The 25498-nt window shown below is 43.5% G+C and carries 16 protein-coding genes; 6 read left to right on the top strand and 10 right to left on the bottom strand.

Annotated elements, in window-relative coordinates; translation table 11 throughout:
• Positions 1-5: 5 nt before the first annotated feature.
• From AC1D0K_RS06870 to AC1D0K_RS06825, 10 genes are all read right to left on the bottom strand, one after another.
• Entirely contained in the window at positions 6-1037 is a 1032-nt protein-coding gene (locus tag AC1D0K_RS06870; protein WP_477392094.1) for a hypothetical protein, read from the bottom strand.
• 106 nt (positions 1038-1143) lie between these two features.
• On the bottom strand, positions 1144-2124 hold the full coding sequence (locus AC1D0K_RS06865; protein ID WP_477392093.1) for a glycoside hydrolase family 43 protein: 981 nt from the start codon (positions 2122-2124) through the stop codon (positions 1144-1146).
• Positions 2125-2255: 131 nt separating this feature from the next.
• On the bottom strand, positions 2256-3260 hold the full coding sequence (locus tag AC1D0K_RS06860) for a family 43 glycosylhydrolase (RefSeq protein ID WP_477392092.1): 1005 nt from the start codon (positions 3258-3260) through the stop codon (positions 2256-2258).
• Positions 3261-3396: 136 nt separating this feature from the next.
• The gene (locus tag AC1D0K_RS06855) at positions 3397-5367 is read right to left on the bottom strand and encodes an alpha-L-arabinofuranosidase C-terminal domain-containing protein (RefSeq protein ID WP_477392091.1); all 1971 of its coding nucleotides are present in this window, start codon (positions 5365-5367) and stop codon (positions 3397-3399) included.
• Positions 5368-5684: 317 nt separating this feature from the next.
• Entirely contained in the window at positions 5685-7172 is a 1488-nt protein-coding gene (locus AC1D0K_RS06850; protein ID WP_477392090.1) for a family 43 glycosylhydrolase, read from the bottom strand.
• Positions 7173-7341: 169 nt separating this feature from the next.
• Entirely contained in the window at positions 7342-8901 is a 1560-nt protein-coding gene (locus AC1D0K_RS06845) for a RagB/SusD family nutrient uptake outer membrane protein (RefSeq protein ID WP_477441449.1), read from the bottom strand.
• Between the two features lie 29 nt (positions 8902-8930).
• Positions 8931-12212, bottom strand: a complete 3282-nt coding sequence (locus tag AC1D0K_RS06840) for a TonB-dependent receptor (protein WP_477441451.1) — start codon at positions 12210-12212, stop codon at positions 8931-8933.
• A 227-nt stretch (positions 12213-12439) separates the two neighbouring features.
• On the bottom strand, positions 12440-13534 hold the full coding sequence (locus tag AC1D0K_RS06835) for a FecR family protein (RefSeq protein ID WP_477392087.1): 1095 nt from the start codon (positions 13532-13534) through the stop codon (positions 12440-12442).
• Positions 13535-14480: 946 nt separating this feature from the next.
• Complete coding sequence (locus AC1D0K_RS06830) at positions 14481-15065, bottom strand: RNA polymerase sigma-70 factor (protein WP_477392086.1); 585 nt, start codon at positions 15063-15065, stop codon at positions 14481-14483.
• Between the two features lie 50 nt (positions 15066-15115).
• The gene (locus tag AC1D0K_RS06825; protein WP_477392085.1) at positions 15116-16291 is read right to left on the bottom strand and encodes an aldose epimerase family protein; all 1176 of its coding nucleotides are present in this window, start codon (positions 16289-16291) and stop codon (positions 15116-15118) included.
• A gap of 309 nt (positions 16292-16600) precedes the next feature.
• Between AC1D0K_RS06825 and AC1D0K_RS06820 the strand changes: the two genes are divergently transcribed.
• The 6 genes from AC1D0K_RS06820 (at position 16601) to AC1D0K_RS06795 (ending at position 25292) form a co-directional block, all read left to right on the top strand.
• A complete protein-coding gene (locus AC1D0K_RS06820) occupies positions 16601-17308 on the top strand; it encodes an NUDIX hydrolase (protein ID WP_477441453.1) in 708 nt (235 codons plus the stop codon).
• Positions 17309-17408: 100 nt separating this feature from the next.
• A complete protein-coding gene (locus AC1D0K_RS06815) occupies positions 17409-19127 on the top strand; it encodes a ribulokinase (protein WP_477392083.1) in 1719 nt (572 codons plus the stop codon).
• Positions 19124-19822 carry an L-ribulose-5-phosphate 4-epimerase gene (locus AC1D0K_RS06810; protein WP_295711346.1) on the top strand — a complete coding sequence of 233 codons (699 nt, stop codon included), beginning with the start codon at positions 19124-19126 and terminating at the stop codon, positions 19820-19822. Before AC1D0K_RS06815 ends, AC1D0K_RS06810 begins: the two co-directional genes overlap by 4 nt.
• A complete protein-coding gene (locus AC1D0K_RS06805) occupies positions 19823-21193 on the top strand; it encodes a glycoside hydrolase family 27 protein (RefSeq protein WP_477392082.1) in 1371 nt (456 codons plus the stop codon).
• Positions 21194-21251: 58 nt separating this feature from the next.
• A complete protein-coding gene (gene araA, locus AC1D0K_RS06800) occupies positions 21252-22742 on the top strand; it encodes an L-arabinose isomerase (protein WP_477392081.1) in 1491 nt (496 codons plus the stop codon).
• A gap of 849 nt (positions 22743-23591) precedes the next feature.
• Entirely contained in the window at positions 23592-25292 is a 1701-nt protein-coding gene (locus tag AC1D0K_RS06795; protein ID WP_477435861.1) for a sodium:solute symporter family transporter, read from the top strand.
• Positions 25293-25498 lie beyond the last annotated feature (206 nt).

Raw genomic sequence — 25498 nt, 5'->3', positions numbered from 1 at the left:
TTTTATTACTCGTAATAATCTGGCTTTGGCGGATCAGGAATTTCCCTTAACCTGATAAAAGTTCCATTTTTATGATCTATTTTCATTTCAAACGTCGCTTCTGCGTTGGAGACGGCCAAACCGGCTAAACCGCCAAAAAGCATAGTCGCGGCAACTACATCACCTGTAGAGGCCGTTACCTTTGCTGTACCGGTAAACAAGAAATCGTCTTTTACCTTTTTTAAAGGATAATATTCGTGTTTGGAAGCAATATAGGGCTGCCCTTTATAAACTATTGCATAAATATTTTGAGCCTGTACTTTTTTAAGTTTTCCATTCTCATCTTTTGCTTTCACAGCATCCGGGTAAATCTGATACCCTTCAACAACTATTTGTTTATCGGGCGTTTGCTCCATAAATAATTTATAATTGGAGTATAGGCCATCTACGTAAGTTGCCGTATTATAAAGTTTTATCTTCCGTTTTTCAACGCTATCCATTTTTAACACCTCGCGGTAGGTGTAAAAGTTGCCCTCATGGGGTTGTTGCAAAAGATTGGCGGCAATAAAATTACCTATAGTTGCGCTTCCGGCCTTTAGCAACCCGTTGGTTACATCCATGGCTTTTACTAATACTACCGTATCTATTGCCGAAGTTAATTGATACTGACCAGCCTTTTTGGAGTAAAGTTGCGCATTGAAATAGCAATAACCCTTTTCGCTTACAGATCCTGTGACTTCGGCAAAACCCAATTGCCGTAATTGTAGCAACAGTTCTCCGTGCTTAGCTGTTGAATCGGTAAGGGAATTTAACAATATTGAAAACTGTTGAGCCAAAGGCTTTTTAGCAACCACAGTAGCCTTCCGGTTAAATAAACCCGTTTGCACAAACCCAATATTGGTGGTATCCGACCTGCAATCAAGGAGTTTAATACTATTGTATAAGCTGTTTTTAACTTTGACCTCAGGGGGACTAAGCTCAAATTCCTGCTTGTTTTGCGCGTACAGGTTTATGCAGCTTAGCAGGAGAAGAAATTGAACAAGTAAAATTTTATACATATGATGCTTATTATAATTAACTGCAAATAGGGTTAGTTACAATAACCAAAAATATCTTTTTTTAACCTCGAAAAATATTTTATTCAAACATAATCTACCGCTATGTTTATTTTACTTTCTTCACTCCTTCACTCGTCATTATCACCCGTTTAATGGTACCATCCTTATTATAATACAAGTAATCAATACACACCGATCGGTGAAAACTACCGGCATCGGGCACCAAAGCGCCGTTATGATAAATGAAATAATTTTTTCCTTTAAATTCAATAATGGCCTGGTGGTTGGTGTTGGAGTTACCGGCCAGCTCGTTAATTATCCCCTTATAAACCCAGGGGCCATTAATATTCCTGCTCATGGCATAGGCAATTTTCTCGGGAAACTCGTAGGCGTATGACAGGTAATACCAGCCATTGCGCTCGTGAATCCACGGCGCTTCGGTATAATGGGGCAGGGTGATGGTTTTTATCGGACCGTCCAGCTCGGTCATGTTGGCTTTTAGTTTGGCATAGTAGCAAACGCCATTGCCCCAAAACAGGTAAGCCTGCCCGTCTTTGTCAATTATAACCGATGGGTCAATATCATCCCAGGGGTGTTTGGCTGCCTTGGTCATATCGTTGGTAACTAAGGCCGTTCCACGCGCATCCTTAAACGGACCGGTTGGGCTATCACTTACCGCAACACCTATGGCTTTGCCGGGAATTGTACCATGCTCAACAGCAACATACCAGTAAAACTTGCCATTGCGCTCAATCACCTGCGATGCCCATGCATCAGCCTTTGCCCATGTAAAATCCTTTACATTTAGAGGTGATGGGTGCTCGGTCCAGGTTACCATATCTGATGATGTGAAGCAGGTCCAGCTGTGCATTACATAGCCATTTTGATTTGCGGGTGCTTCATCATGGCCCGTGTATAAATATACTTTCCCCTTGTACACCATTGCCGCCGGATCTGCCGTGAACTCGTGACGGATGATAGGGTTGCCAGTTGCATGAATGACGGTATCGCCGTTTATCTGAGCCTGAGCTGAAGTTAAGCAACTGAATGCAGTTATTAGTGTAAGGAGGTATGTTGATATTTTCATTGTAAGTATTATTAACTCATATAAATCACATCATTGCGAGGTACGAAGCAATCTCTTTGCTATAAAGAGCGGACTATGCAGACCGATTTGCTTGTGTAGAGATTGCTTCGTACCTCGCAATGACGCCGTTTCTATTTCCCAATCATCGGCCAACCATCAACCCAATTCAACTTCTTCAACTGCAGCTTCGAGATGCCCCTATCAGCGGCATCATAAGCATGGTAAATAATATAATCATCACCGTCGAAATTAGCTACGCCGTTATGACCTACGCCATACCAGTTGCTATCACCTTGCAATAAAATAGTGCCGCCGCCCTTATTCATCTCGAGGCCGGTTTTATCAAGATATGGTCCTTTTAAGGTTTTTGATCTGCCGATGATCATTTTATAAGTGCTCTTTGGCCCTTTGCAGCAATAATCTATAGAAGCAAACAGGTAAAAGTATTTACCGTGCCTGTAAATGAACGGTGCTTCAATAGCATTGCCACCTGCATCAACAGGGTTCCCATCAACCGCTGGTAGTTTTTCTACGGCATCTTTTCTGCGCGAAGCGATGGTGGGCAGATTGCCTATATCTTCAGCAACGCTTAGCCTGTCCTTATTAAGTTTAACCAATTTCAGGCCATCCCAAAATGAGCCGAATATTAAATATGGTGTACCATCTTTATCCGTAACCAAATTAGGATCAATAGCGTTCCAATTGGTTTTGCCGGGGATGGACTGGATCACCTTACCATGATCTACCCACTTATAGGCCGCATCATTGGTATGCAGCGTAGTATTGGTAGCCACCCCAATTGCCGAGGTATTTTTCCCAAATGCCGATACCGAATAATACAGGTAATACACGCCATCGTGATACGAAATATCCGGTGCCCAGATATGGCCTTTAAAGCCGGGGATAGCATCAACCGCCCATTGCGGGGCAGTGGCAAAAACAGGCTGCTCCGGCTTCCAATGTACCTTATCTACCGACGACCACATAGCGATGCCCATGCCTGTACAAAAAATGTAATAAGTACTATCCTGCTTAATGATCACCGGATCATGCACCGAAATATCGGTGCGCAATTCCTGGGCATTGGCTGTGATGTTAGCAAGCAGCAGGAATATGGCTATGGTTAGTTTTTTCAAAATGTATGGCTTAAAAACTATGTCATTGCGAGCGTAGCGCGGCAACCGCGAACTATGCAGAGCCTCCCTGTAAAGCTCGCGATTGCTTCGTACCTCGCAATGACGGGGAGGGGGAAGAAAGATGATTGTCTAACCCTTATTTATTCTTCAACCTTATAACCTTAAACGCGTACGGCTCCACATTGATGTTTAACGCTTTTCCGTTAACCGCAAGGGTACTTTGCACAGGGCTTACCGCTATTGGGTTTTCGATCGAGTTTTCGGCGCTGCCTTTATCGCTGCTTAACGTAGTTACATTGGCCTGTTTTTGATAGCTGCCTCCGTTAAGTTTAAAGCTTACGTTTTGCGCGGTAACCCCGGTGTTTACAAATTTGATGATCAATTCGTTGGTGTTTTTATCCAAACTGGCGGTTGCATAGCAGCCATCCTGCCCGGCAACAACATCGTTGTTAAGGGTAAGCGGTACTACATCTGTGCCTTTGTTTAATGAAAATAGTTGCTGTACGTAATAATTCGGCGTGGCATAGCTTTTCAAGTTATCAAACCAGATTAGGTTTGGTGTCCATTGCCAGCCATCTACGTGGGCAAATAGCGGGGCGTATGATGCCATGTTTACTACATCGGCATTGCGCTCTAAACCGGTCATGAAAGCGGCTTCGGCAAGGGCGCATTCCCAGTTATTCTTGTTATCCACACTAACGGTATGTACGCTCTGTGCTGCATATTCGCCAGCAAATATTTTAGGGCCTTTACGGTCGTAGTTATCATAACGCCTGGCATTGTCCCTAAACCATTTTGGTGGCGCATAATAATGCTCATCCAAAATATCGGCACCTAAACCACGGAAGGTTTTGTTCAGCATATCAAACTCTTTTCCATCAGGTGATGGACCTAAAGCCGATACAATTTTCACATCAGGGTATTTACTTTTGATGGCTTTGGTGAAAACTTTCCAGCGTTCTACATATTGCGGCCCCCATTGCTCGTTACCAACACCTATCATCTTCAGGTTAAATGGTGCCGGGTGACCTAAATCCGTACGCAGCTTGCCCCATTTGGTGCTGGCATCGCCATTGGCAAATTCAATCAGGTCGAGCGCATCATTCAGGTAAGGCTCCAGCTGATCCATCGGCACCAATTCGGCGGTGTTGAACTCACAGGCCATACCACAATTCAAGATCGGCAGCGGCGAAGCGCCAATATCTTCGGCAGTCATGAAATACTCCATAAAGCCAAGTCCGAAGGTTTGGTAATAATCGGGTGTAGAGCGGTTTGCAAATTCGGTATTCCAGCGATTTATAATGTTGGTACGTTTGTCAACATCGCCAATAGTTTTTTTCCATTGATAACGGTTGTTCAGTTCGCGGCCCTCCACAATACATCCGCCGGGAAAACGCAGGAAACCGGGTTTCATGTCGGCTAACTTTTGCACCAGGTCGGCACGTAAGCCTGCTGGTCTATCTTTCCAGGTGTGCTGCGGAAACAGGGAGATCATATCCATATCGATAGTACCTTTTCCACTTAGCCAAACATATAGCTTAGCTTTTTTAACTGTTGCCGATGATTTAAATTTTACGCTATACCTGTTCCATTCTTTGTCTGTTGGGGTAAGTTCGGCAGTACCAACAATGGCGTCATTATCACCATGCAGTTCCACATTCAGCTTTACGTTGGTATCGCCATCCTGTTTTGCCATTACAGAGAAGCTGTACTCCTCGCCCTCTTTGATCCCCATTCCGCGGAAACCTTCATTGGCCAGACCAAAAAAGCCTGCATCTGATGATACATAGGCTTTTATAAAATGCGGATTCTCCGGCCTTTCTGCAGAACGGTTGATGACCTCTATACGGCCATCGCCGCCATCTTTTTTCTGTTGGGTCCATGCAGCTAAAGGCATATTGAACTCAAACGAACGGTTTTTTACCAATTCGGCATATACACCACCATCGGCAGCCATATTAATATCCTCGAAAAAGATACCATACATGGTTGACTTTATAGGTGTTTTAATTTTATCGGCCTGGATGGCATAAACCTTAGGCGTTTGCGCATGTGCCGATAAGAGCATACCGGCACTGCAAAAAGTTAAAAAAGCTTTCCTGATCATTTTTGGTTTTGTTGGTACGCTAAAACTACAAAAAAAATATTATTAAGTGTTATTTCAACAATCATTATTTTTTTAGTATTATAAGATTGACATTTCGAAACGAGGTACGAGTGAGAAATCTTATACATCCTGCAATTCAATATGCATTGTTCAATTGCCTGTCGCCTAAGATTTCTCTTTCGCGGCTCTCTAACACTCCCTTTCGCTCTATCGAAATGACAATTTTCTTCTATTAAAAAGATGTGTTCACATAGCATCCCCTCTCGAGAGGGGATTTGCACAAGGCCTCGCCTTTTACCCTACGTCCTTATTTTACCTTACTTCTTCTTTCCCCATATAGCCGTGCCGGTATTATCCAGGCCGGTAAATATTAATGTTGATGTTATTTTGTTTTCCCAATCGCGTTCGCGTTCAACCTTTAATTTATAGGTATCACCGCTGCTGTATTTAAGGGTAATATATGGCGATGCAAAGGTCCAGGTATCGGCGGCGCTACCATTAATGGTACCCGCGGCATCCAGTTTAAACTGGGTCGAAACCTGGAAATCCGGGTTGGTTTGCTCGGTACCGTAACCCACAACCACATGGTAACCTAACGTTATTTTTTCATAGGTACCTGCAATATCGGCACTGGCTATAGCCGTTTGCGCAACATTGGCATAACGTTCCGGCGATACTACTGGCCAGCCATCAGGTGTCCAGGAGATTTTGCGTACATGCAGGTCCATAAAGTAAGAGTTGATTCCCGGCCGGCCCTGGTGAGCCATAAAATACTGACCGCTGCCATCATCAAACACGGCACAATGCGCAGTACCCTGCCAGCCGCTTTGGTTACTAAACTGGTAAGGAGCCAAAATCATAGGCCCATGATCTTCGCTGGTATTAATATCATGCCCATTATAATCATAAAACGGACCAGTTGGGCTATCGCCCCGGCCTACCCTTACATTGTATTTGGTTTGCAGCCAATCGTAACTGATAAATAGGAAATATTTTTTCAGGTCGGCATTATAGATTACTTCCGCGCCTTCAATATTGCCATTGTATTTGCCGCCTGTAAAACCTCGGTTGGCAATGCGTTTACCTTTATCGCCCGGTGATGCCGCCAACCCGGTTGATGCATCCAGCTTTAATATATAGATGCCATCCCATGCCGAACCATAGTACATGTACTGTTCGCCACTGCTGGTGGTAACTACTGTGGGGTCAATAGCGTTGGTTTGTATGGTAGCATCATTTGCTGATGTTACTACCAAACCTTTTTCTGTCCAGGGACCATCTGGTGATGTCGCGGTTGCCATGCCAATCACGCTTAAGCGTGCAACTGCCGATGACAATGAGTAATAAAGACGATATTCTGTCCCTACCTTCATTACATAAGGTGCCCATAAGGCATTAAAAGGTGTGCCGCCTTTGCCGGTAATATATTGCGAACCCAATGCCGGCAATGATGAAAATACCCAGCCTACATACTCCCACTTCACCAGATCTTTTGACCGGCGGATCTGCAGACCCGAGCGTACATCTATCCCAAAACCAACATCGGTACTGTAGCAATAATAATAATCGCCAAATTTTTTGATCGATGGATCGTGCACATTGTATACCGTCCATTTAGGATAATAGATAAAGGCAGATATATCGGCATACGTATCGGTTATAGAACCAACATCAAATGAGGCCGGCGGTGTTACCGGGGTAGTTGTAGTATCTGTTTTAACAGGCGTTGGTGTTTCCTTTTTTGAGCAGGAAAACATTGTAGTTACCAATGCGGTTGCTATGTATAAAACCCTTGCTTTCTTCATCTCGCTTTCTTAACCTTTTGTTTTAATTCCCTCCCAACGGGAGGGGTGAGTGGGGTAGCGTGCGATGGCAGGGAGGGGCTTATACGAGCGATGACCCGCTTGATTAAACCCCCTACCTCCCCCTTCCTCAAGGAAGGAATCGCACTATCCCGTTACTTTTCGCTATTACTTAATAACCCGTATTTTGTACCAAACCTGTATTGGTTTGCACTTCGGTAAGTGGTATTGGTAAATACTCTTTTCCAGGTGTATAAGTATTAAATTCCGGATCTCTTGTTTTTAGCCAGGCCAGTTTGGTGGCATCCTGCAACCAGCCCCAGCGACGGATATCATCAAAACGGTGTCCCTCCAAAGAAAACTCCAGAAAACGCTCATGACCAATCTGATCGCGCATTTGCGCCTGGGTAAGGTTTGGTTTTACAGTTGCCAGGTTTGGTAAACCTGCACGACCGCGCACCTGTTGTATAAACGGATAAGCATCTGATGTTTGGCCCAATTCATTTAAACACTCGGCATACATGAGTAATACATCGGCGTAGCGCATCAGCCTTTCATTAATACCCGATCTCCAGTCGTACTCATCATTCTGTCCGCTATCACCATTTTCATATTTGTGGCAAAACAGGGCGTTTAATGATGAACTGCCTGCATATCTTGCTGCAAAGGATTGGTTATACAGCCTTTCGCCTGGTTTGTTGTAATACATGGTTACATCCAAACGCGGGTCAACAGCGCCCGTAGTTGTTTTTTCTTCTAAGTATTCATTGTATAATACAGGTGTTGGCTGCACATCGGTAAAGCCGAAGCTTGCCGCGCCAAAAGTAATGGCCCTGGAAGATGTACGTCCCCATCCTGATGATGGATCGCCACCCCAGCCCAGGTCAGTACCTCCGGCATCCCTCGAAAACTGCACTTCGAATATTGATTCGGCGTTGTTTTCGTTGTTAGCAAAAAAGTTGTCATAATAATTAGGCACCAAACTGTAAACACCCAAATCAATAACCGATTTAAATTCGGCAGCAGCTTCTGCATATTTTTTTGTGAACAGGTAAGTTTTACCCAGGAAAGCAGCGGCGGCTCCTTTTGTAGCACGGCCAACCTGGTTATCAGCGGTGGTTAAAGCGGCGTAACTTGCAGGCAGCAGATCTTTGGCAGCTTTAAAATCACTGATCACCTGCGCCCAAACTACATCCTGTGTTTGTTGTTTTTGAAAATAATCTGTGCTTGATCCGGCAGGCACCAAAGGCATTGGCACGTTTTTATAAAAATCGGCCAAATGGAAATAATATAGGCCACGCAGGAAATAAGCCTGGCCCAATACCCTTTTCTTCAAATCGGCGTCCATATTAATAGCCGGCACATATTTTAGCACCTCATTAGCACGCAAAATGCCCTGGTAATAAGCTGTCCATGAAAACAGTACACCATCACCGGTGCTTTGCATGTTAAACTTACCCATGTTGTAGATCTGATCCCATGGGCTATAGCTTGTAGCATCATCGCCCCTGGTGTTTTCCACTATCGGCGAAAAGCGCATGTATGAGCCATCAATAATTAAACTTCCGTAAGCGGCATTAATCCCTTTAACCGCGTCACTGGCATTTTGCCAAAAGGTTTGGGTGGTTTGCGCGTTTGGGTTTATGGTATCCAGATCTCCTTTTTTACAACCCGTGATAAAAGCCGATAGTGCCAACACTGCAACTACAGTTTTCATATATATATTTTTCATTATACTTAATGTTTAATGTGAATCAATAATTATAGCCCTACCTGTAAACCAACTAATAATGTACGCGGGTTGGGGAATGAACCATAGTCGAAACCGCGGTTAATAGTACCATCGTTAATAAAATCTGGGTCGAAACCTTTGTACTTAGTTATGGTGTACAGATTTTGACCTGACAGATAGATCCTGAAACTCCTGAACACATGTGTACGGTTTAATAGCGATGCTGGCAGCGTATAACCTAACTGCGCGGTTTGCAGGCGTGCGTATGAACCACTTTGTATAAACCTGTCCGAGTTGCGGTTATTGGCATTAGGATCACCAATTACCGGCCTTGGCACATTGGTGTTGGTGTTTGCAGGTGTCCAAAAGTTAAGCTCATCGGTACTGGCATTAGTATATTGCCCGGTCATTAATGACTGGTAAACACCATTGGCTATTTTACTGCCGTAGTTACCCTGTATAAATACCGATGCATCAATGTTTTTATAGTTGGCGCTTAAGTTAAAACCATAGTACAATTTTGGAATGGCCGAGCCTAAGTAAACACGGTCGGCATCGTTAATGATATGATCGCCGTTGGTATCAACAAATTTAATATCGCCCGGTACGGCACCAGTTTGGGTGGCATGCGCGGCTACATCGGCAGCATCTTTAAAAATTCCTTCGGTTTTAAACGCGTAGAGCTGACCAACCTGGCCACCAACCTCGGTTTTGCTGTAAGCACCATAAATTGGGTTACCGCCATTACCTAATGATAATACCTTATTTTTAACCGTCGACGCGTTTGCGCTGATGGTGTAATTAAACGGTCCGGTATCCCTGCTGCGGTACGTTACTGTAAACTCGATACCCTTATTGGTGAACGATGCAGCGTTAACCAGCGGTGTATTAATTGCACCAACCGAAATAGGAATTGGAACTGGTAAAAGGATGCCTATAATTTTATTGACATAATACTCTGATGAAAATGCTAACTGATCATGGAATAAGCTCAGATCTAACCCTATGTTGGTAGTGCGTTTTTGCTCCCATTTGTTGGTTTGGTCAAACACCTGTGTTTGGGTTGCACCCGATGCCAGGGTATTACCAAACACATAACTCGCGTTTGCATTAACCACGGACTGGTAAGGATAAAACGGAAGCGCGTTCACGTTACCCAAAGTACCATAGCCCGCTTTTATTTTTAACTGGGAAACGGCATCCGGCAGGTGCAGGAATTTTTCTTTAGCAATGTTCCAGCCCACAGATACACCGGCAAAATTACCAAAGCGGTTATAGGATGGCAGCTGCGATGTACCATCGCGCCTGTAATTGGCGGTTAACAGGTAACGATCATCATAATTATAGTTTACACGGCCAAATATGGGCGAATAAAATTTGCGCAGGTTACTATCGCTAAATACTGTTTTATCGGCCGTATTGCTCACGTTATTAAATGCAAACAGGTAAGGCTGCGGCAGGTTATACGCTACACCGGTAAGGTTATCATTCTTATCTTTTTGGTAAGCAGTACCTGCAAGCAACTCAATATTATGCTTGTGGATGCTTAGTTTATAGCTTAATGTATTTTCAATAAGCGCTGTATAGTAATTACCCCGGGCATCGCTGTAATAAGCTGTTGTATTTGGGTAAAACCAGCCCAGGTCATAAATAGGATCAAAATAAGTGTTTTTAAAATCGTTACGGTCATAGCTTCCGCTTAAACGGTATTTCAGATTTTTAACAATTTCAACTTCCATCCAGGCAGATGCCAGCATACGGTTACGCTGGCCGGTGCTGTTTAACAAATTATTTACACCGATAATGTTTAACGAGATGGCTCTTTGGGTATTTTGATCAACACCACCGTAACCACCAACGCGGTTAGGGTCAAGAATAGGCATAGTTGGGATGGCTGTAACCAAATCAACAATCTGGTTACCGGTACCATGCAAGTGCGGGTAGGCCAGGTTATTATAATCACCTTCGGTGTAGGCAAACTTGGTACCAAAAGATACAATGCCTTTTTTACCCTGTATATTACCGCTCAGGTTGTAACGGGTATAAGCCGGCCCCGAAACAGTAGTACCCGTTTGGTTAAAATAATCAAAAGCGACATTATAGTTCATGGTTTCATTACCGCCGGATAGGCCCAGGTCATGACTTTGGGTATAGCCGGTTCTGAAACCGGATTTTTGCCAGTCGGTATTTACATTACTAATGAATTTACTTGAGGTTGGATCATTGCCCGGCGCCAGGGATAAGCCGGCATTGGTTTCGGCAGCATCGGCAATTTTCTGGTAGCCTACCCTATCAGTAACCGATAGCGTTTTAGGATTTTTTTGAAAGCCGAAATAACCATTATAGTTAATTTTCATCGGGCCGTTTTTCCCTTTTTTGGTGGTGATAATGATCACTCCGTTGGCACCGCGAAAACCATAGATTGCCCCTGCTGATGCATCCTTTATAACCTGCAGACTTTCAATATCGCCGGGAGGAAAATCAAAGGGTTCCATAGTTGGCACGCCATCAATAATATAAAGCGGGTTGTTATTAATTAATGAGCTTACCCCGCGGATGCGAATAGATACGCCTTCGCCGGGTACACCTGATCCATTTACCTGTACACCGGCTACCTGGCCTTGCAATGCCCTGGCAATATCCGGTGTGCTACGTTTAGTGGCATCTTTAACGTTTACAACGGTAACAGAGCCGGTAAGATTTTCTTTCTTCTGCGTACCGTAACCAACAACGATAACCTCGTTTAATGAATTTGACGCGGCCTTAAGCTGCACATTAAGTACCGAATTGCCATTTAACGGCACCTCCTGGGTTGCGTAGCCCACAAACGAAAACACAAGCACCACATTACTGGCCCTGGCATCCGGGACGTTTAAAACATATTTACCCTGAACATCGGTTTGGGCGCCCGCGGCAGCTCCTTTTACTTTGATGCTTACTCCAGGCAATGGCAGGTCGCTTTCGTCTGTTACCCTTCCAGTAATGGTAAGCACGGAAACGATACCGCCTTTTTCTGAAAGTATTACCAGGTTATTGTCGCTTAACTTGTATACCAGGTTGGTTTTGGCAAGCAAGGCAGTCATAGTTTCATCAAGCGATGCGTTAGTAACATTCAGGCTTGCAGGCAAAACATTTTTAGCCAGTATATCATCATTGTACAAAAAGCGGTAGTCAGATTTTTTTTCAATTTCTTTAAATGCCTTTTTCAAGGTTACATTCTGGAAATTGACGTTTATTATACTCTGGCCATATCCTTTTGCAAAAGCCTGTAGCGATGACATGATCACCAGGGCAAGGATAAATTTAAACATAAAAAAGATTTTCAAAAATTGGTTTAACCGCACTTGGTTAATGCGGGGTACATTTTTTTTCATAATTTAGCATTAAGGTTGTTTAACTATTTGGTTTTCAAAAGGGCTGGTAGTTAACTTTTACCACATACACGGGGGGATGCGTCAACATTTCCCCGTTTTTTGGTTTTAGTTTAGATACTTATATAAGCATAGGCTATTTAATTAATTAGTTAAATAATTGATTATCAATAAATTAAAATTTGATTATTGTCGGTTTTATAATGGAAATATGTGGCGGACTGCAGGGCTCTTAAGGCTTTACCAATAGATTCATTTTGAAACTTACCGGTAAATCTTAACTTTTTAAACTCCTCATCTTTAAAGCTGATGGTCACATTATAGCGGCGTTCCAGCTTTTTGGAAAGGCTTTCAAAATCTTCGGCGTCAAAAGCAAGTTTATTCTCAATCCACAATGCCTCTGATGGCAAAGTATCCTTTTTAGCCAGGTGAATCCTGCTTAAGGCCATTAAAGGGATTTCTTCTGTTATCCCGCTTTTAGATGGAATAGCCGCTTTACCGTTAACAAATAGTTGCTCGTTATTAATTGTAACCTTATCAGCTGCTTTTAAAATGATCTTCTTTTCGGGATTTTTTAAAACAGTTAGTTCAATGCGTCCCCTTAACAATGAAGTTTCTGATGTTTTATCGGTGGCGTATGCTCTTACATTAAATTTGGTACCCAATACCTTAATGCTGATGGTTGACGTAGTAACTATAAAAGGATGGTCGGGGTCTTTTTCAACATCAAACAAAGCCTCGCCTACAAGGTACACTGCTCTTTGTTCGGCGCCATAATTTGCTCCATAAACTATTTTACTGCCAGAGTTTAGCCACACCTTGCTACCATCTGGTAATTGAATTTTGCTAATGCCGTTTTGCGGCGCCATAATCTGGTTGGTTTTGTGGTTATCTATAACATTCTTTTTATTGAACATTATAAAAACCAGCGCAAAACAGGCAGCTACAACAAATGAAATAATTTTAAGGAATTTTATAATGCCCGATTTTGGCTTAAGCTGTTCAGTACTTTCTGATTGTGAAACTTCTTCCGATTCTACCTTATTGGCATTATCAAGTTTAGTTTCAAAGGCCAGCCATTTAGCATCTAACTTTTCCGCTGCTGTTTCCTGGTGCTCTCTTTTCCAGATCTCTTCCAATTGAGCAAGCGGATACTGGTCTGCAACTCCTTGCTGTAGCAGTTCTTCAAGTTCAAGCAATTCTTCGGCGGTAGCCTCACCACTTAACTTTTTACCAATAAGTATCCAAATATTATTAATCATTATTTACGGCTCTAATCATAAAGACTGTAACTAATGAAAACACCCTGGTGAAAAATGAAAATTATTTTAAAAAGGATAAAACGACATATCCCTGGTAGGAATCGCGTTAATATTTTATGTAGAAAGGTAGCTCCTATGGAGCAAAGGAAACATCGGTATTATTTGTGCTACAAATAGGTAGCCGCTACGCGGCATAGCACATTTACAATATGAAGATATGCCGCGTAGCGGCTACATGTTTGTAGCAAGGAATGTATCCACCCGCTGTTCGAAATCGGAGACTTCGAACAGCGGGTGGGGGTAATCGGGTATTAGATGCAATATCCAGACCTTAGGCTGGTGTGGTGAAAACACCGACCAGAGGCTAAATGGCACATCCTGCCTTAGGAATCTCGTTTAAATATTTTGTGTAGAAAGAAAGGTAGCTCCTATGGAGCAGAAGAATCATTTGAATTATTTGTGCTACAAACAGGTAGCCGCTACGCGGCATGCCTTCATATTGTAAATGTGCATGCCGCGTAGCGGCTACCTGTTTGTAGCAAGCAATGTGTTCCCCCGCACAATGCCGCATAGCGGCTACCCATTCTCACAATTCAGCCCTTGCTGGTGTTCTACCAGGCCCAGGGCAGTAGAAAGGAAAATGATATTAGGGAAACAGTAAAGCTTTTTTACATACAGAAATTTGTTGATGACGAGGCCAGGGGTGTTCGGAATATTTTTAAGGGTCAACAACTCCCTTCCAATGGACGGGGGTGCGGCTGAAACGCGCGCAAGGGCAGCAAGGAGTAGTTTAGCCGACATGTAATCCGCAATGGTGCTTGAACGCCTGATTTAACCCCTACCTCCTCCTTCCCCGAGGAAGGAATCGCCCATTGCCTGCCTTTTTATGTCTTCCAAACATCACGGTGCAAACTAACAACCAGAACAGATTGCACAGTCCTTACGGTTATTTGAAGATTTTTTCTACTTCAAATACTTTACTTTTTTGAGAAGCGGCAATGCCGCTTGCTACCTGTTTCAGCGCATTACCCATATGATATTCAACAGTTTTTATGGAAAGATTTAAAAGCTCGGCAACTTCCCGGTATTTTAAGCCGTCCTCTTTTACCAACTTAAAAACCACTTTGCATTGGTCAGATAACTTGTTCAGCGAATTATTAATAACTTTAGTAACATCCCCGCAAATCAGCTTGTCTTCGCCGGTTGCCGCCGAATCAATGATCTCTATTTTCACATCATCAATATTTACCTGGTTCAACCGGGCTTTGGAGATGTGGGTTAATGATTTGTTTTTAACCGAAACGTAGCAATAATTACTCAAGTTATTAATTTCTGTGAGCCCCTGGCGCTGCATCCAAAGGTTCAAAAATACATCATCAATGATCTCCTCAGCCGCTTCATCATTTTTTACAAACGATTTGGCAAACCAAAATAATTTAGAGTAATAAAACAGGTATAACTTTTTGAAAGATGCCCGGTTATTATACAAAGCAATATCATTAAGCAGATATTTTATTTCGGTCTCCGTCATCTCAATCAGATTATATAATCAAATATTGAACTACAATTATTTATAAAAGATTACTTAACCGCAAATTTGTATGTGGTTGCTGTATGATAGGTTTGCCCCGGCTTTAATACAGTTGATGCAAAAGCAGGCTGATTTGGCGCATCTGGAAAATGCTGGGTCTCTACACAAAATGCTGACCGGTACGCGTAAGCCTTACCACCTTTACCATCATTGGTTTTTCCGGTTAAAAAATTACCGGTATAAAACTGCAAACCAGGTTCGTCAGTATAAATATCCATCACGATACCAGTTTCGGGGCTGCTGATGGTAGCTACAGATTGTGTGGCATCATGCTTGTTCAACGCGAAATTATGATCATAACCTTTACCATTATTCAATTGGTCGTCTTTGTCATTAATATTGGTGCCGATGGCTTTTGCAGTAGTAAAATCAAAAGGAGTATTTTTTACTGCCTGCAATTTCCCTGTTGGTATCAGCGTAACATCAACCGGGGTAATATTATCCGCATCAATTTTTGCAATATCATTGAGGATGGTACTGCTGCCCGCGCCGTTCAGGTTAAAGTAAGCGTGGTTGGTTAAGTTTACAATAGTTGTTTTATCAGTAGTTGCGGTATACTCAATTTTAACGGCGTTATCATCGGTAAGGGTATATGCTACTTTAACGGTTAACGTTCCGGGATAACCACCTTCGCCATCTTTAGATACATAGGTAAGGTTAAGTGTTTTGTCATCAACCTGTGTGGCATCAAACACCTGTGCATAAAAACCTTTAAACCCGCCATGCAGGGTATTAACGCCATCATTAATATCCAATTGATATGGTTTGCCTTCAAGTGTGAATTTTCCTTTGCCTATGCGATTACCATACCGACCTATGATTGCGCCAAAATAGGGCTCTTTTGGCTTTTGGTAAGTTTTTAAACTATCGTAACCCAAAACTACATCTGTCAGTGTACCTTTTTTATCCGGAACCATCAGGCTTACGATGCGGCCACCGTAATTGGTAATGGCAACGCTGGCGCCCTTGCTATTTTTCAAGGTATATAGTTTAACGGCTTTACCATTTACTTCGCCTTCAAAATTTTTTGCATCGGGTATTGCGGCTTTTACCACCGATGTGGAATCGGTGTTGGCAGTCTTCGTCTCCGCCGGCCCATTACAGCCCATAAACAATGACAGCGCGAGGCCGTATAATAAAAAGTGCTTTTTTTCGTGCATTTTCATAATTCTTTGATAGTTTATCGCTCATCATCGCCTTTTATTGAAGCTTATTGAACGGTATTACTGGTTATAATTGGTGTTTGGTTTTTTAATCGGGGCATATTGATCGCCCTAATTAAAATCTAAGGTAGAATAAAATTATTTTAATTGTGATAAAAACAATTAAAATAATTTTCATTTTATTTGTGTACTCAATACACAAATAAACCTGTACAGATGCATTTTTAAGCCCTTTCCTGAATAAACAATGGCTTGGAATTGATTTTTCTGTATCTAAAAAATTACATTTACCACCCTCATAAACCAAATCACATGCAGAAATATTCCAAACAAACACGACTTTTACTGGCAGTTGACTGCATTATCTTCGGGTTTGACGGCGATACCTTAAAGATTCTGCTTATTAAAAGGAGTTTCGAGCCACAGAAAGATAACTGGAGTTTGATGGGCGGATTTGTACAGCCTAAAGAAAGTTTAGACCAGGCGGCCAACCGCATTTTAAAACAACTAACCGAGCTTGAGGGGGTTTATCTGGAGCAATTACACGCGTTTGGCAGTACAAAACGCGATCCTATAGAGCGCACAGTGTCTGTTACTTACTTTGCCCTAATTGATATTAATAAGTATCAAACTCAATTAAGCAAGGACTATCATGCAGAATGGTTCCCGCTAAAACGTGTACCGAAGCTCATTTTCGATCAACAGGAAATGGTGGAGGCTGCAAAAAAACGCATCAGGTACAAGGCCGCCATGCATCCTATTTTATTTGAACTTTTACCTGGCAAGTTCACACTTCCGCAATTGCAGACCCTCTACGAAAGCGTTTTTAATACGCCAATTGACAAACGAAATTTTAGCAAGCGGGTTTTAGCCACTGGATTACTCATCAAACAAAATGATAAAGACAAAGCAGGATCCAAGCGCGGTGCCTATTACTATCAGCTCAACATGCAAAACTATTATGCTAAATTTCAGGCATTTATGAATTTCATCCCTAATCCTGATTCCCTTTTACATTAAATTTTCACCAACAGATTTTATAGTTTTTTAAATGTTTTTTTAGAAAAATTTTTTATTGTAAAAAAATAAGTGTTACTTCAACACGAATTATTAAACCAATATGAGTAAAGACCAATTTGTGATTGGAGTGGACTATGGGTCCGACTCTGTTCGTTCCGTATTAATCAATGCGCAAAACGGCGAAGAAATAGCCTCATCCGTATTCAATTATCCCCGTTGGCAGCAAGGATTATTTTGCAATGCCCCCGAGAATCAGTTCAGGCAGCACCCCCTTGATTATATAGAAGGATTAGAAACTACTATTAAAGATTGCCTGCAAAAGGCTGGTGGTGCTGATGCCGCCAAAGCCGTAAAAGGCTTATCTATAGATACCACCGGATCAACCCCTATCGCGGTTGATAAAACGGGCACACCGTTGGCATTAACCGCCGGTTTTGAACAAAACCCCAATGCCATGTTCATTTTATGGAAAGACCATACTTCGGTATTGGAAGCTGCCCAGATTAATGAACATGCCACTAAATTTGATATCAATTATTTAAAATATGTAGGCGGCATCTACTCATCCGAGTGGTTTTGGGCTAAGCTGTTACACATTATAAGGGTTGATGAACAGGTACGTGCCTCATTACACTCATGGGTTGAGCATTGCGATTGGATCCCTTTCTTGCTAACCGGTGGCACTGATGTTAAAGAGATTAAACGCGGTCGTTGTTCTGCCGGACACAAGGCCTTGTGGGCCGAAGAATTTGGTGGGTTACCACCCGATGAATTCTTTTCTTCACTTGATCCTTTATTGAAGGGCATTACCGCTAAACTATTTACAGATACCTATACCGCCGATGAAGCCGCCGGAACTTTAAGCGCCGAATGGGCCGAAAGATTGGGCTTATCTACCGATGTAATTGTAGGTACCGGCGCTTTTGATGCGCACATGGGCGCGGTTGGTGGCCAAATTGAGCCTTACCACTTAAGTAAAGTAATGGGGACTTCAACCTGCGATATATTGGTAGCTCCATCTGCCGAGATAGATGGCAAACTGGTGCGCGGCATTTGCGGGCAGGTGAACGGCTCCGTTATTCCGGGTATGACAGGTTTAGAAGCCGGTCAATCTGCCTTTGGCGATACTTATGCCTGGTTTAAAAATGTGCTTTTATGGCCTTTAAATAACCTGTTATCACAATCAACAGTAATAGATGCAGCTACGGCCGAAGCACTAAAGGCCGAAATGGCCGAGCTGATTATACCTGAATTAAGCAAGCAGGCAGCCCTTTTACCTTTAGATTTTGACAATGAATTATCAATAGATTGGTTTAATGGCCGCCGTACACCGGATGCCAACCAGGAACTAAAAGGCGCAATAACAGGCTTAGGTTTGGGCAGCGATGCGCCACGCGTTTTCCGTTCACTGGCCGAGGCTACCTGTTTTGGTGCTAAAAGCATTGTTGAGCGCTTCATTAGCGAAGGCATCCCGGTTAAAGGGATTATCGGGATTGGTGGTGTCGCCAAAAAATCACCTTTTGTGATGCAGATGATGGCCGATGTATTGGGCATGCCTATCCGCATTCACCAGTTTAAACATACCTGCGCTTTGGGTGCAGCCATGTTTGCAGCTGTTGTTGCAGGAATTTATCCAACGGTTGAAGATGCCATGCAAGCCATGGGTCGCGGCTTTGATGTGGAGTATTATCCTAACAAGCATCTGGAAGCTGCTTACCTGGCACGTTACAATAAATATAAAACCCTGGGTAGTTTTATTGCACGCCAAATTGCAGATAAATCAACCCAAAGCTTAGCAGATAATTCAGTTTTAGCATGAGCAAGTATCAACATATAAAACAAGCTGCTTATGACGCTAATATGCAGCTGCCCAAACTCGGCCTGGTGTTGTTCACCTTCGGTAACGTAAGCGCTGCCGACAGGGCTTTGGAGGTTTTCGCTATAAAACCAAGCGGGGTACCTTATGAAGATTTATCACCCGAAAAAATGGTGATCGTTAACTTTGATGGGGTTATCATTGAGGGCGACCTTCGCCCCTCATCAGATACCCAAACCCATGCCGTGTTATATAAACACTGGCCAAACATTGGGGGTATTGTGCATACCCATTCAACCTATGGCACTGCCTGGGCGCAATCACAACGCTGTATCCCGATCTTCGGTACTACACACGCAGATCACCTGACGGCTGATATCCCTTGCGCCCCGCCTATGAGCGATGAAATGATTGAAGGTGATTACGAATACCAAACCGGTTTCCAGATCATGGATCATTTTACGGCCGAAGGGTTGGATTACAACGAGGTAGAAATGGTTTTAGTTGGTAATCACGCTCCTTTTACCTGGGGCAAAACCGCGCACAAAGCGGTTTATAACAGCGCCGTGTTAGAGGCTGTGGCCCAAATGGCCTATTTAACCGAGCAAATTAACAACCAGGCCCCTCGCCTAAAAGATTCGCTCATCAAAAAGCATTTCGAACGCAAACACGGACCAAATTCTTATTACGGCCAATAGATGAAAACATCACTGCAATATATCATTATCCTGGCAGCGGGTTTGCTGGGTGCAAAAGCATCGGCACAAACCGTAGCCGCTACCCCACCCATGGGTTGGAACAGCTATAACTGTTTCGGCTCGGCTGTACATGAAGACGAGGTGAAAGCCAACACCGATTATATGACCCAATACCTGAAACCGCATGGTTGGGAGTACATCGTGGTTGATTTTTTATGGTCGTATGATAATCCGCCGGGAAGTAACATTGGCAATCCCTTTCAGTTACGACTTCAGGATGGTTCTTATTTACCCTGGCTTACCATGGATAAATGGGGAAGGTTAACACCACAGCCCACCAAGTTCCCTTCCGCTTTTGGAGGTAATGGGTTTAAACCGCTGGCTGATTATGTACATGGTAAAGGTTTAAAATTCGGCATTCATGTAATGCGTGGCATCCCGAGGCAGGCTTATTGGGCAAAATCACCCATAAAAGGGACTAATAACATAACCGCCGATATGGTTGCTGATACCAATTCCAAATGCCCCTGGATGAATCACATGTACGGACTGGACATGAAAAAGCCCGGTGCGCAGGAATACCTGAACTCGTTATTGGAGCTTTACGCTTCATGGGGCGTAGATTTTATTAAGGTAGATGACCTTTCGCGCCCTTATAGTAATGCCGAAATTGAAGGATACCAAAAAGCGATTCAAAATTGTGGCAGACCAATAGTATTAAGCCTTTCGCCCGGCGAAACTCCTGTTGCACAGGCTGCGCACGCCACAAAATACGCTAATATGTGGCGCATGGCCGATGATTTTTGGGATAACTGGAAAGAGATCCTCCACATGTTTGATTATGCCAAAAGCTGGGAAGGCGTAGGTGGCCCCGGTCACTGGCCCGATTGTGATATGATACAGATAGGCAAGCTGAGCAAACGCGGCCCCGTTGGCCAGGAACGCTTTAGCCGCTTTACAGAGGATGAGGAATATACCCACATGACTTTTTGGAGCATTTACCGGTCGCCCCTGATGATAGGCGGCAACCTGCCCGAGAATCGGGAATTTGAATTGAAATTATTCACCAATGATGAGGTACTTGCTGCCAATCAGAAAGGAACAAATCCGCGCCAGTTGTATAAAAAAGATGGCGCCATGGTTTGGTTCTCACAAATACCGGGCAGTAAGGATATTTATGCCGCACTTTTCAACATTGGCGATACCAACAAAAGCATAGCCATTGATTTTGCAACCATTGGTCTCAAAGGCAAAGTAAAGGTGCGCGATCTATGGAAGAAACAAGATATAGGCCAATTTAAAAAAGGCTATCAGCAAAACATTAACCTGCACGGTGCTACCTTATTAAGGCTATCGCCGGCAAACAATTAAAACATTAACCATTATATAAATCACCAATTCGCTAATTCAATAAATCACTAATTATACAATGATAGATCTTAAAAAATTTGAAGTTTGGTTTATTACAGGAAGCCAAAACTTATACGGAGAAGAAACTTTAAAGAAGGTTGCCGAACATTCCCAGGAAATTGCAGCCGGGATAGATGCAACCGGAAATATCCCTGTACGTGTGGTTTACAAACCTGTTGTAAAATCACCGGAAGAAATTTATGAAACCCTGCAAGCTGCCAACGTAGCAGAAAACTGTATCGGTATCATTACCTGGATGCACACCTTTAGTCCGGCCAAAATGTGGATCCGTGGGCTAAGCATCCTGAAAAAGCCAATGCTGCACCTGCATACCCAATTTAACCGCGATATTCCATGGAGCAGCATCGATATGGATTTCATGAACCTGAACCAAAGCGCCCATGGCGACCGTGAGTTTGGCTTTATGGTATCGCGCATGCGCATTAACCGCAAAGTAGTGGTTGGTCACTGGCAGGATACCGAGGCTTTGGCCGAGATAGAAACCTGGACCCGCGCCGCAGCTGGCTGGCACGATTGGCAAGGCGCCAAATTTGTTCGCTTTGGTGATAATATGCGTTTTGTTGCTGTTACAGATGGTGATAAAGTAGAGGCTGAATTGAAGTTCGGCTTCTCAGTAAATACCTATGGCATTGGCGACGTGGTTGCCGTGATCAACGCGGTAAGTGAAGAAGCAATTACTGCTTTAACAGATGAGTATGAGGCAACTTATACCATGGCAGATGATCTTAAAAAAGGAGGCGCCAGGTATTCGTCGGTTTACGAGGCTGCTAAGATTGAGATTGGTTTACGTAAGTTTTTGGTTGATGGTGGCTTTAAAGGCTTCTCGGATACTTTTGAAGATTTGCATGGCATGTTACAGCTGCCGGGTATCGCCGCACAACGTTTAATGGCCGATGGTTTTGGCTTTGCCGGTGAAGGCGACTGGAAAACAGCGGCCCTGGTACGTGCCTTTAAAGTAATGGGAGCCGGTTTGGCTGGTGGTAATGCTTTCATGGAAGATTACACCTACCACTTTGACCCTGCTAATGCACTGGTTTTAGGCTCACATATGCTGGAAGTGGATGCTTCTTTGGCTAATGGCAAAGCTTCATTAGAGGTTCATGCATTAGGTATTGGCGGCAAAGCCGATCCTGCACGTTTGGTATTCAATGTGGCTGGCGGTGCCGCACTTAACGCATCTATCGTGGATATGGGTAACCGTTTCCGCCTGCTGATAAACGAAGTGGAAGCCGTTGAACCGGTTGAAGATTTGCCAAACCTACCTGTGGCCCGTGTACTATGGAAACCCCTGCCCGATATGAAAACCGGCTGCGCAGCCTGGATTTACGGTGGCGGCGCACACCATACAGCCTACAGCCAAAACCTTACCGCCGCGCATATGCAGGATTTTGCTGATATGGCAGGCATTGAGTTTTTGAGGATTGGAAAGGATACCACTATCCCACAATTCAGAAATGAGATATTGTGGAATGAGGTGGCATATAGGTAGGAAGCTCACTCTAAATCTCCCCCTGAAGGGGGAGACTTTTGATTTGCATGGTGGTGGGTTAAATACCAAAGCAAGTATGACATTGCGAGGAATAAAACCCGAAGAATATTTAAAGGCAAATGACATTTTAAAAGGTTTGTCATCCTGAGGAACGAAGGATCTATTTGCAGACTGTACAGGGCGAAGAAGCATGGCGAAGAATAGATCCTTCACTCCGTTCAGGATGACAAAAGGTTTTTGTTGCAAACATATCATTGCGAGAATAAAATCCCGCGGGGCTCTTAAGGAAAAATGATGTTTTAAAAAAGGGCTGTCCTGCTGAGCCTGTCGAAGCATGTGGGCAAAAGCCTCTGCGCGCGCGACCCTTCGACAGGCTCAGGGTGACAGGCCGTTTTAGGATGCTCTAACAAACATGTCATTGCGAGGCACGAAGCAATCGCGAACTGTACAGGGGTAAACAACCTGCATGTTTGACTGGTATAGTTCCCGATTGCTGCGCTCGCAATAACATATGTTACAATTGACCCGCGTTAGGGATAGCAGTGGATACCGGCCTGCGTGTAATGCCTGCAGGCGTATGAACGGATAGCCCGGCCCGCAGGGAAACGCCCTTTTTGAGAAGAGTCAAGAGGTTAGAATCAAGAGTTAAGATTTTGGGGCGATTAAAAGATTTTTAGATAGAGGACAAAAAACGGAGGCATGTTGGAGAATAGACCCTTCGCTGCGCTCAGGATGACAAAGAGTAAAGAGTATAATCAAATAAATTAAATACCGAACACGCAGCCCACGATGGGATTCCGGTTGCATGTTTTTAAAACACTAATACAACAAACTAATTAAACCCAATTTATGAATAAATTTGAAACCATTGATTACGCCATTTTCGTGATCTATTTTGTTGTGGTATCCAGCTATGGTTACTGGGTGTATAGCCGCAAAAAAAAGGCCAGTATCTCGGCCAGTCATGATTTCTTCCTTGCCGAAGGTTCACTTACCTGGTGGGCTATCGGTGCCTCACTTATTGCATCAAATATTTCGGCCGAGCAATTTATAGGTACCAGCGGACAGGGATTTGCTGTTGGTTTGGCTGTTGCAGCTTATGAGTGGGTGGCCGCTATAGCCCTTATTATTGTGGCAGTATGGTTTGTACCTGTGTATCTGAAGAATAAGATCTTCACGATGCCACAGTTTCTGCATACCCGCTATAATGAAACCGTGAGTTTTGTGATGGCCATATTTTGGTTGTTTTTATATGTATTTGTTAACTTAACTTCAATACTTTACCTGGGTGCATTGGCCATCAACAGCCTGGCAGGTGGCGGATACCTACATGAGATCATTATCGGACTGGCGATTTTCGCCTTGTTTATTACGCTGGGTGGCATGAAGGTTATCGGTTTTACCGATGTTATACAAGTGCTTGTTTTAGTTGTTGGCGGTTTGGCTACCACCTATATTGCCCTTACCCTGGTGAGCGAGCATTTTGGTTTAGGTAAAGATGCCATGGCTGGTTTAAACGCCATGTTTAAAGATGCTCCCGATCACTTTAAAATGATGATGGCCAAGCCAAAAGCAGGCGCATCGCAAGCCGAGATCAACAAATACCTGGCACTGCCGGGCATTGCTATGTATTTTGCAGGTCAGTGGATAGTGAACCTTAACTACTGGGGATGTAACCAATACATTACCCAACGCGCCCTGGGTGCCGATTTGAAAACCGCCCGCACAGGTATCCTGTTTGCCGGTTTAATGAAACTGGCTATGCCTGTCATTGTAGTTTTACCGGGTATTGCGGCTTATGTATTGTACAAAAATGGTGGCCTGCAGCATGAAATGGCATCGGGCGGGCATTTTAATTCAGATAACGCTTATTCGGCCGTGCTTGGCTTTTTACCTACGGGTTTGAAAGGACTTTCGGTTGCGGCGCTTACTGCTGCTATTGTGGCTTCACTTGCGGGTAAGGCTAACAGTATCAGTACCATTTTTACCCTGGATATTTACAAAAAGCACATCAGCAAGGATGCCAGCGAAAAGAAAATGGTTATTGTAGGTAAGATAGCTATTCTTGCGGCACTTATCTTCTCCATTATATTAACCTGGAAAGATCTTTTGGGCATTGGCGGCGAAGGTGGTTTTACCTTCATCCAAAAATACACCGGCTTTATTAGTCCGGGGATATTTGCCATATTCATATTGGGTTTCTTTTGGAAACGGACAACGGGTGCAGCGGCTATCGCGGGTATCCTCACAGGCTTCGCCATGTCGGTATTGTTTAATAACTATGCGCCGGCCTTGTTTGGACACGAAACCTTTTTGTACACCGCATTCCCTAATGGCAAGGGAGGGTACGAGATTCCGTTCCTGATCTGTATGGGCCTATCCTTCCTGTTCACCATTATTGTAATGGTGGCTGTTAGCTTTGCAGGGCCTAAGGAAAACCCTAAAGCGTTTGATATACCAAGTAGCATGTTCAAGGTAGAGAAATCAACCCTGGCATTAATTATAGTAACGCTGTTATTACTTACCGCGCTTTATGTTAAGTTCTGGTAATATATAATAACACAATAAGGATCTTCTGGTTTATATATTGATTTGATCTCCCGGCGTGGTTGCCGGGGGATTTTTTGTTTTCGGGGGATGGGTCACCGCTATGCAGGTGTATCCCGGTTTAATTTGACCTCACTATTAAACGGGTTGCCCCATTCGGCATAACACAAACACCACTGATAACCAATAAATTGAAAAAAAAATAATTG

The organism is Mucilaginibacter sp. P1_A3 (assembly GCF_056406855.1).
Note: the sequence above shows the minus strand (reverse complement) of the source record. Positions and strands in the feature narration are given on the sequence as shown.

Bases quoted from the DNA above. Each gene is read 5' to 3' on its own strand.
- AC1D0K_RS06870 (WP_477392094.1), bottom strand. From the start codon at position 1,037: ATGTATAAAATTTTACTTGTTCAATTTCTTCTCCTGCTAAGCTGCATA.
- AC1D0K_RS06865 (WP_477392093.1), bottom strand. From the start codon at position 2,124: ATGAAAATATCAACATACCTCCTTACACTAATAACTGCATTCAGTTGC.
- AC1D0K_RS06855 (WP_477392091.1), bottom strand. From the start codon at position 5,367: ATGATCAGGAAAGCTTTTTTAACTTTTTGCAGTGCCGGTATGCTCTTA.
- AC1D0K_RS06850 (WP_477392090.1), bottom strand. From the start codon at position 7,172: ATGAAGAAAGCAAGGGTTTTATACATAGCAACCGCATTGGTAACTACA.
- AC1D0K_RS06845 (WP_477441449.1), bottom strand. From the start codon at position 8,901: ATGAAAAATATATATATGAAAACTGTAGTTGCAGTGTTGGCACTATCG.
- AC1D0K_RS06840 (WP_477441451.1), bottom strand. From the start codon at position 12,212: ATGTTTAAATTTATCCTTGCCCTGGTGATCATGTCATCGCTACAGGCT.
- AC1D0K_RS06835 (WP_477392087.1), bottom strand. From the start codon at position 13,534: ATGATTAATAATATTTGGATACTTATTGGTAAAAAGTTAAGTGGTGAG.
- AC1D0K_RS06830 (WP_477392086.1), bottom strand. From the start codon at position 15,065: ATGACGGAGACCGAAATAAAATATCTGCTTAATGATATTGCTTTGTAT.
- AC1D0K_RS06825 (WP_477392085.1), bottom strand. From the start codon at position 16,291: ATGAAAATGCACGAAAAAAAGCACTTTTTATTATACGGCCTCGCGCTG.
- AC1D0K_RS06820 (WP_477441453.1), top strand. From the start codon at position 16,601: ATGCAGAAATATTCCAAACAAACACGACTTTTACTGGCAGTTGACTGC.
- AC1D0K_RS06815 (WP_477392083.1), top strand. From the start codon at position 17,409: ATGAGTAAAGACCAATTTGTGATTGGAGTGGACTATGGGTCCGACTCT.
- AC1D0K_RS06810 (WP_295711346.1), top strand. From the start codon at position 19,124: ATGAGCAAGTATCAACATATAAAACAAGCTGCTTATGACGCTAATATG.
- AC1D0K_RS06805 (WP_477392082.1), top strand. From the start codon at position 19,823: ATGAAAACATCACTGCAATATATCATTATCCTGGCAGCGGGTTTGCTG.
- araA (WP_477392081.1), top strand. From the start codon at position 21,252: ATGATAGATCTTAAAAAATTTGAAGTTTGGTTTATTACAGGAAGCCAA.
- AC1D0K_RS06795 (WP_477435861.1), top strand. From the start codon at position 23,592: ATGAATAAATTTGAAACCATTGATTACGCCATTTTCGTGATCTATTTT.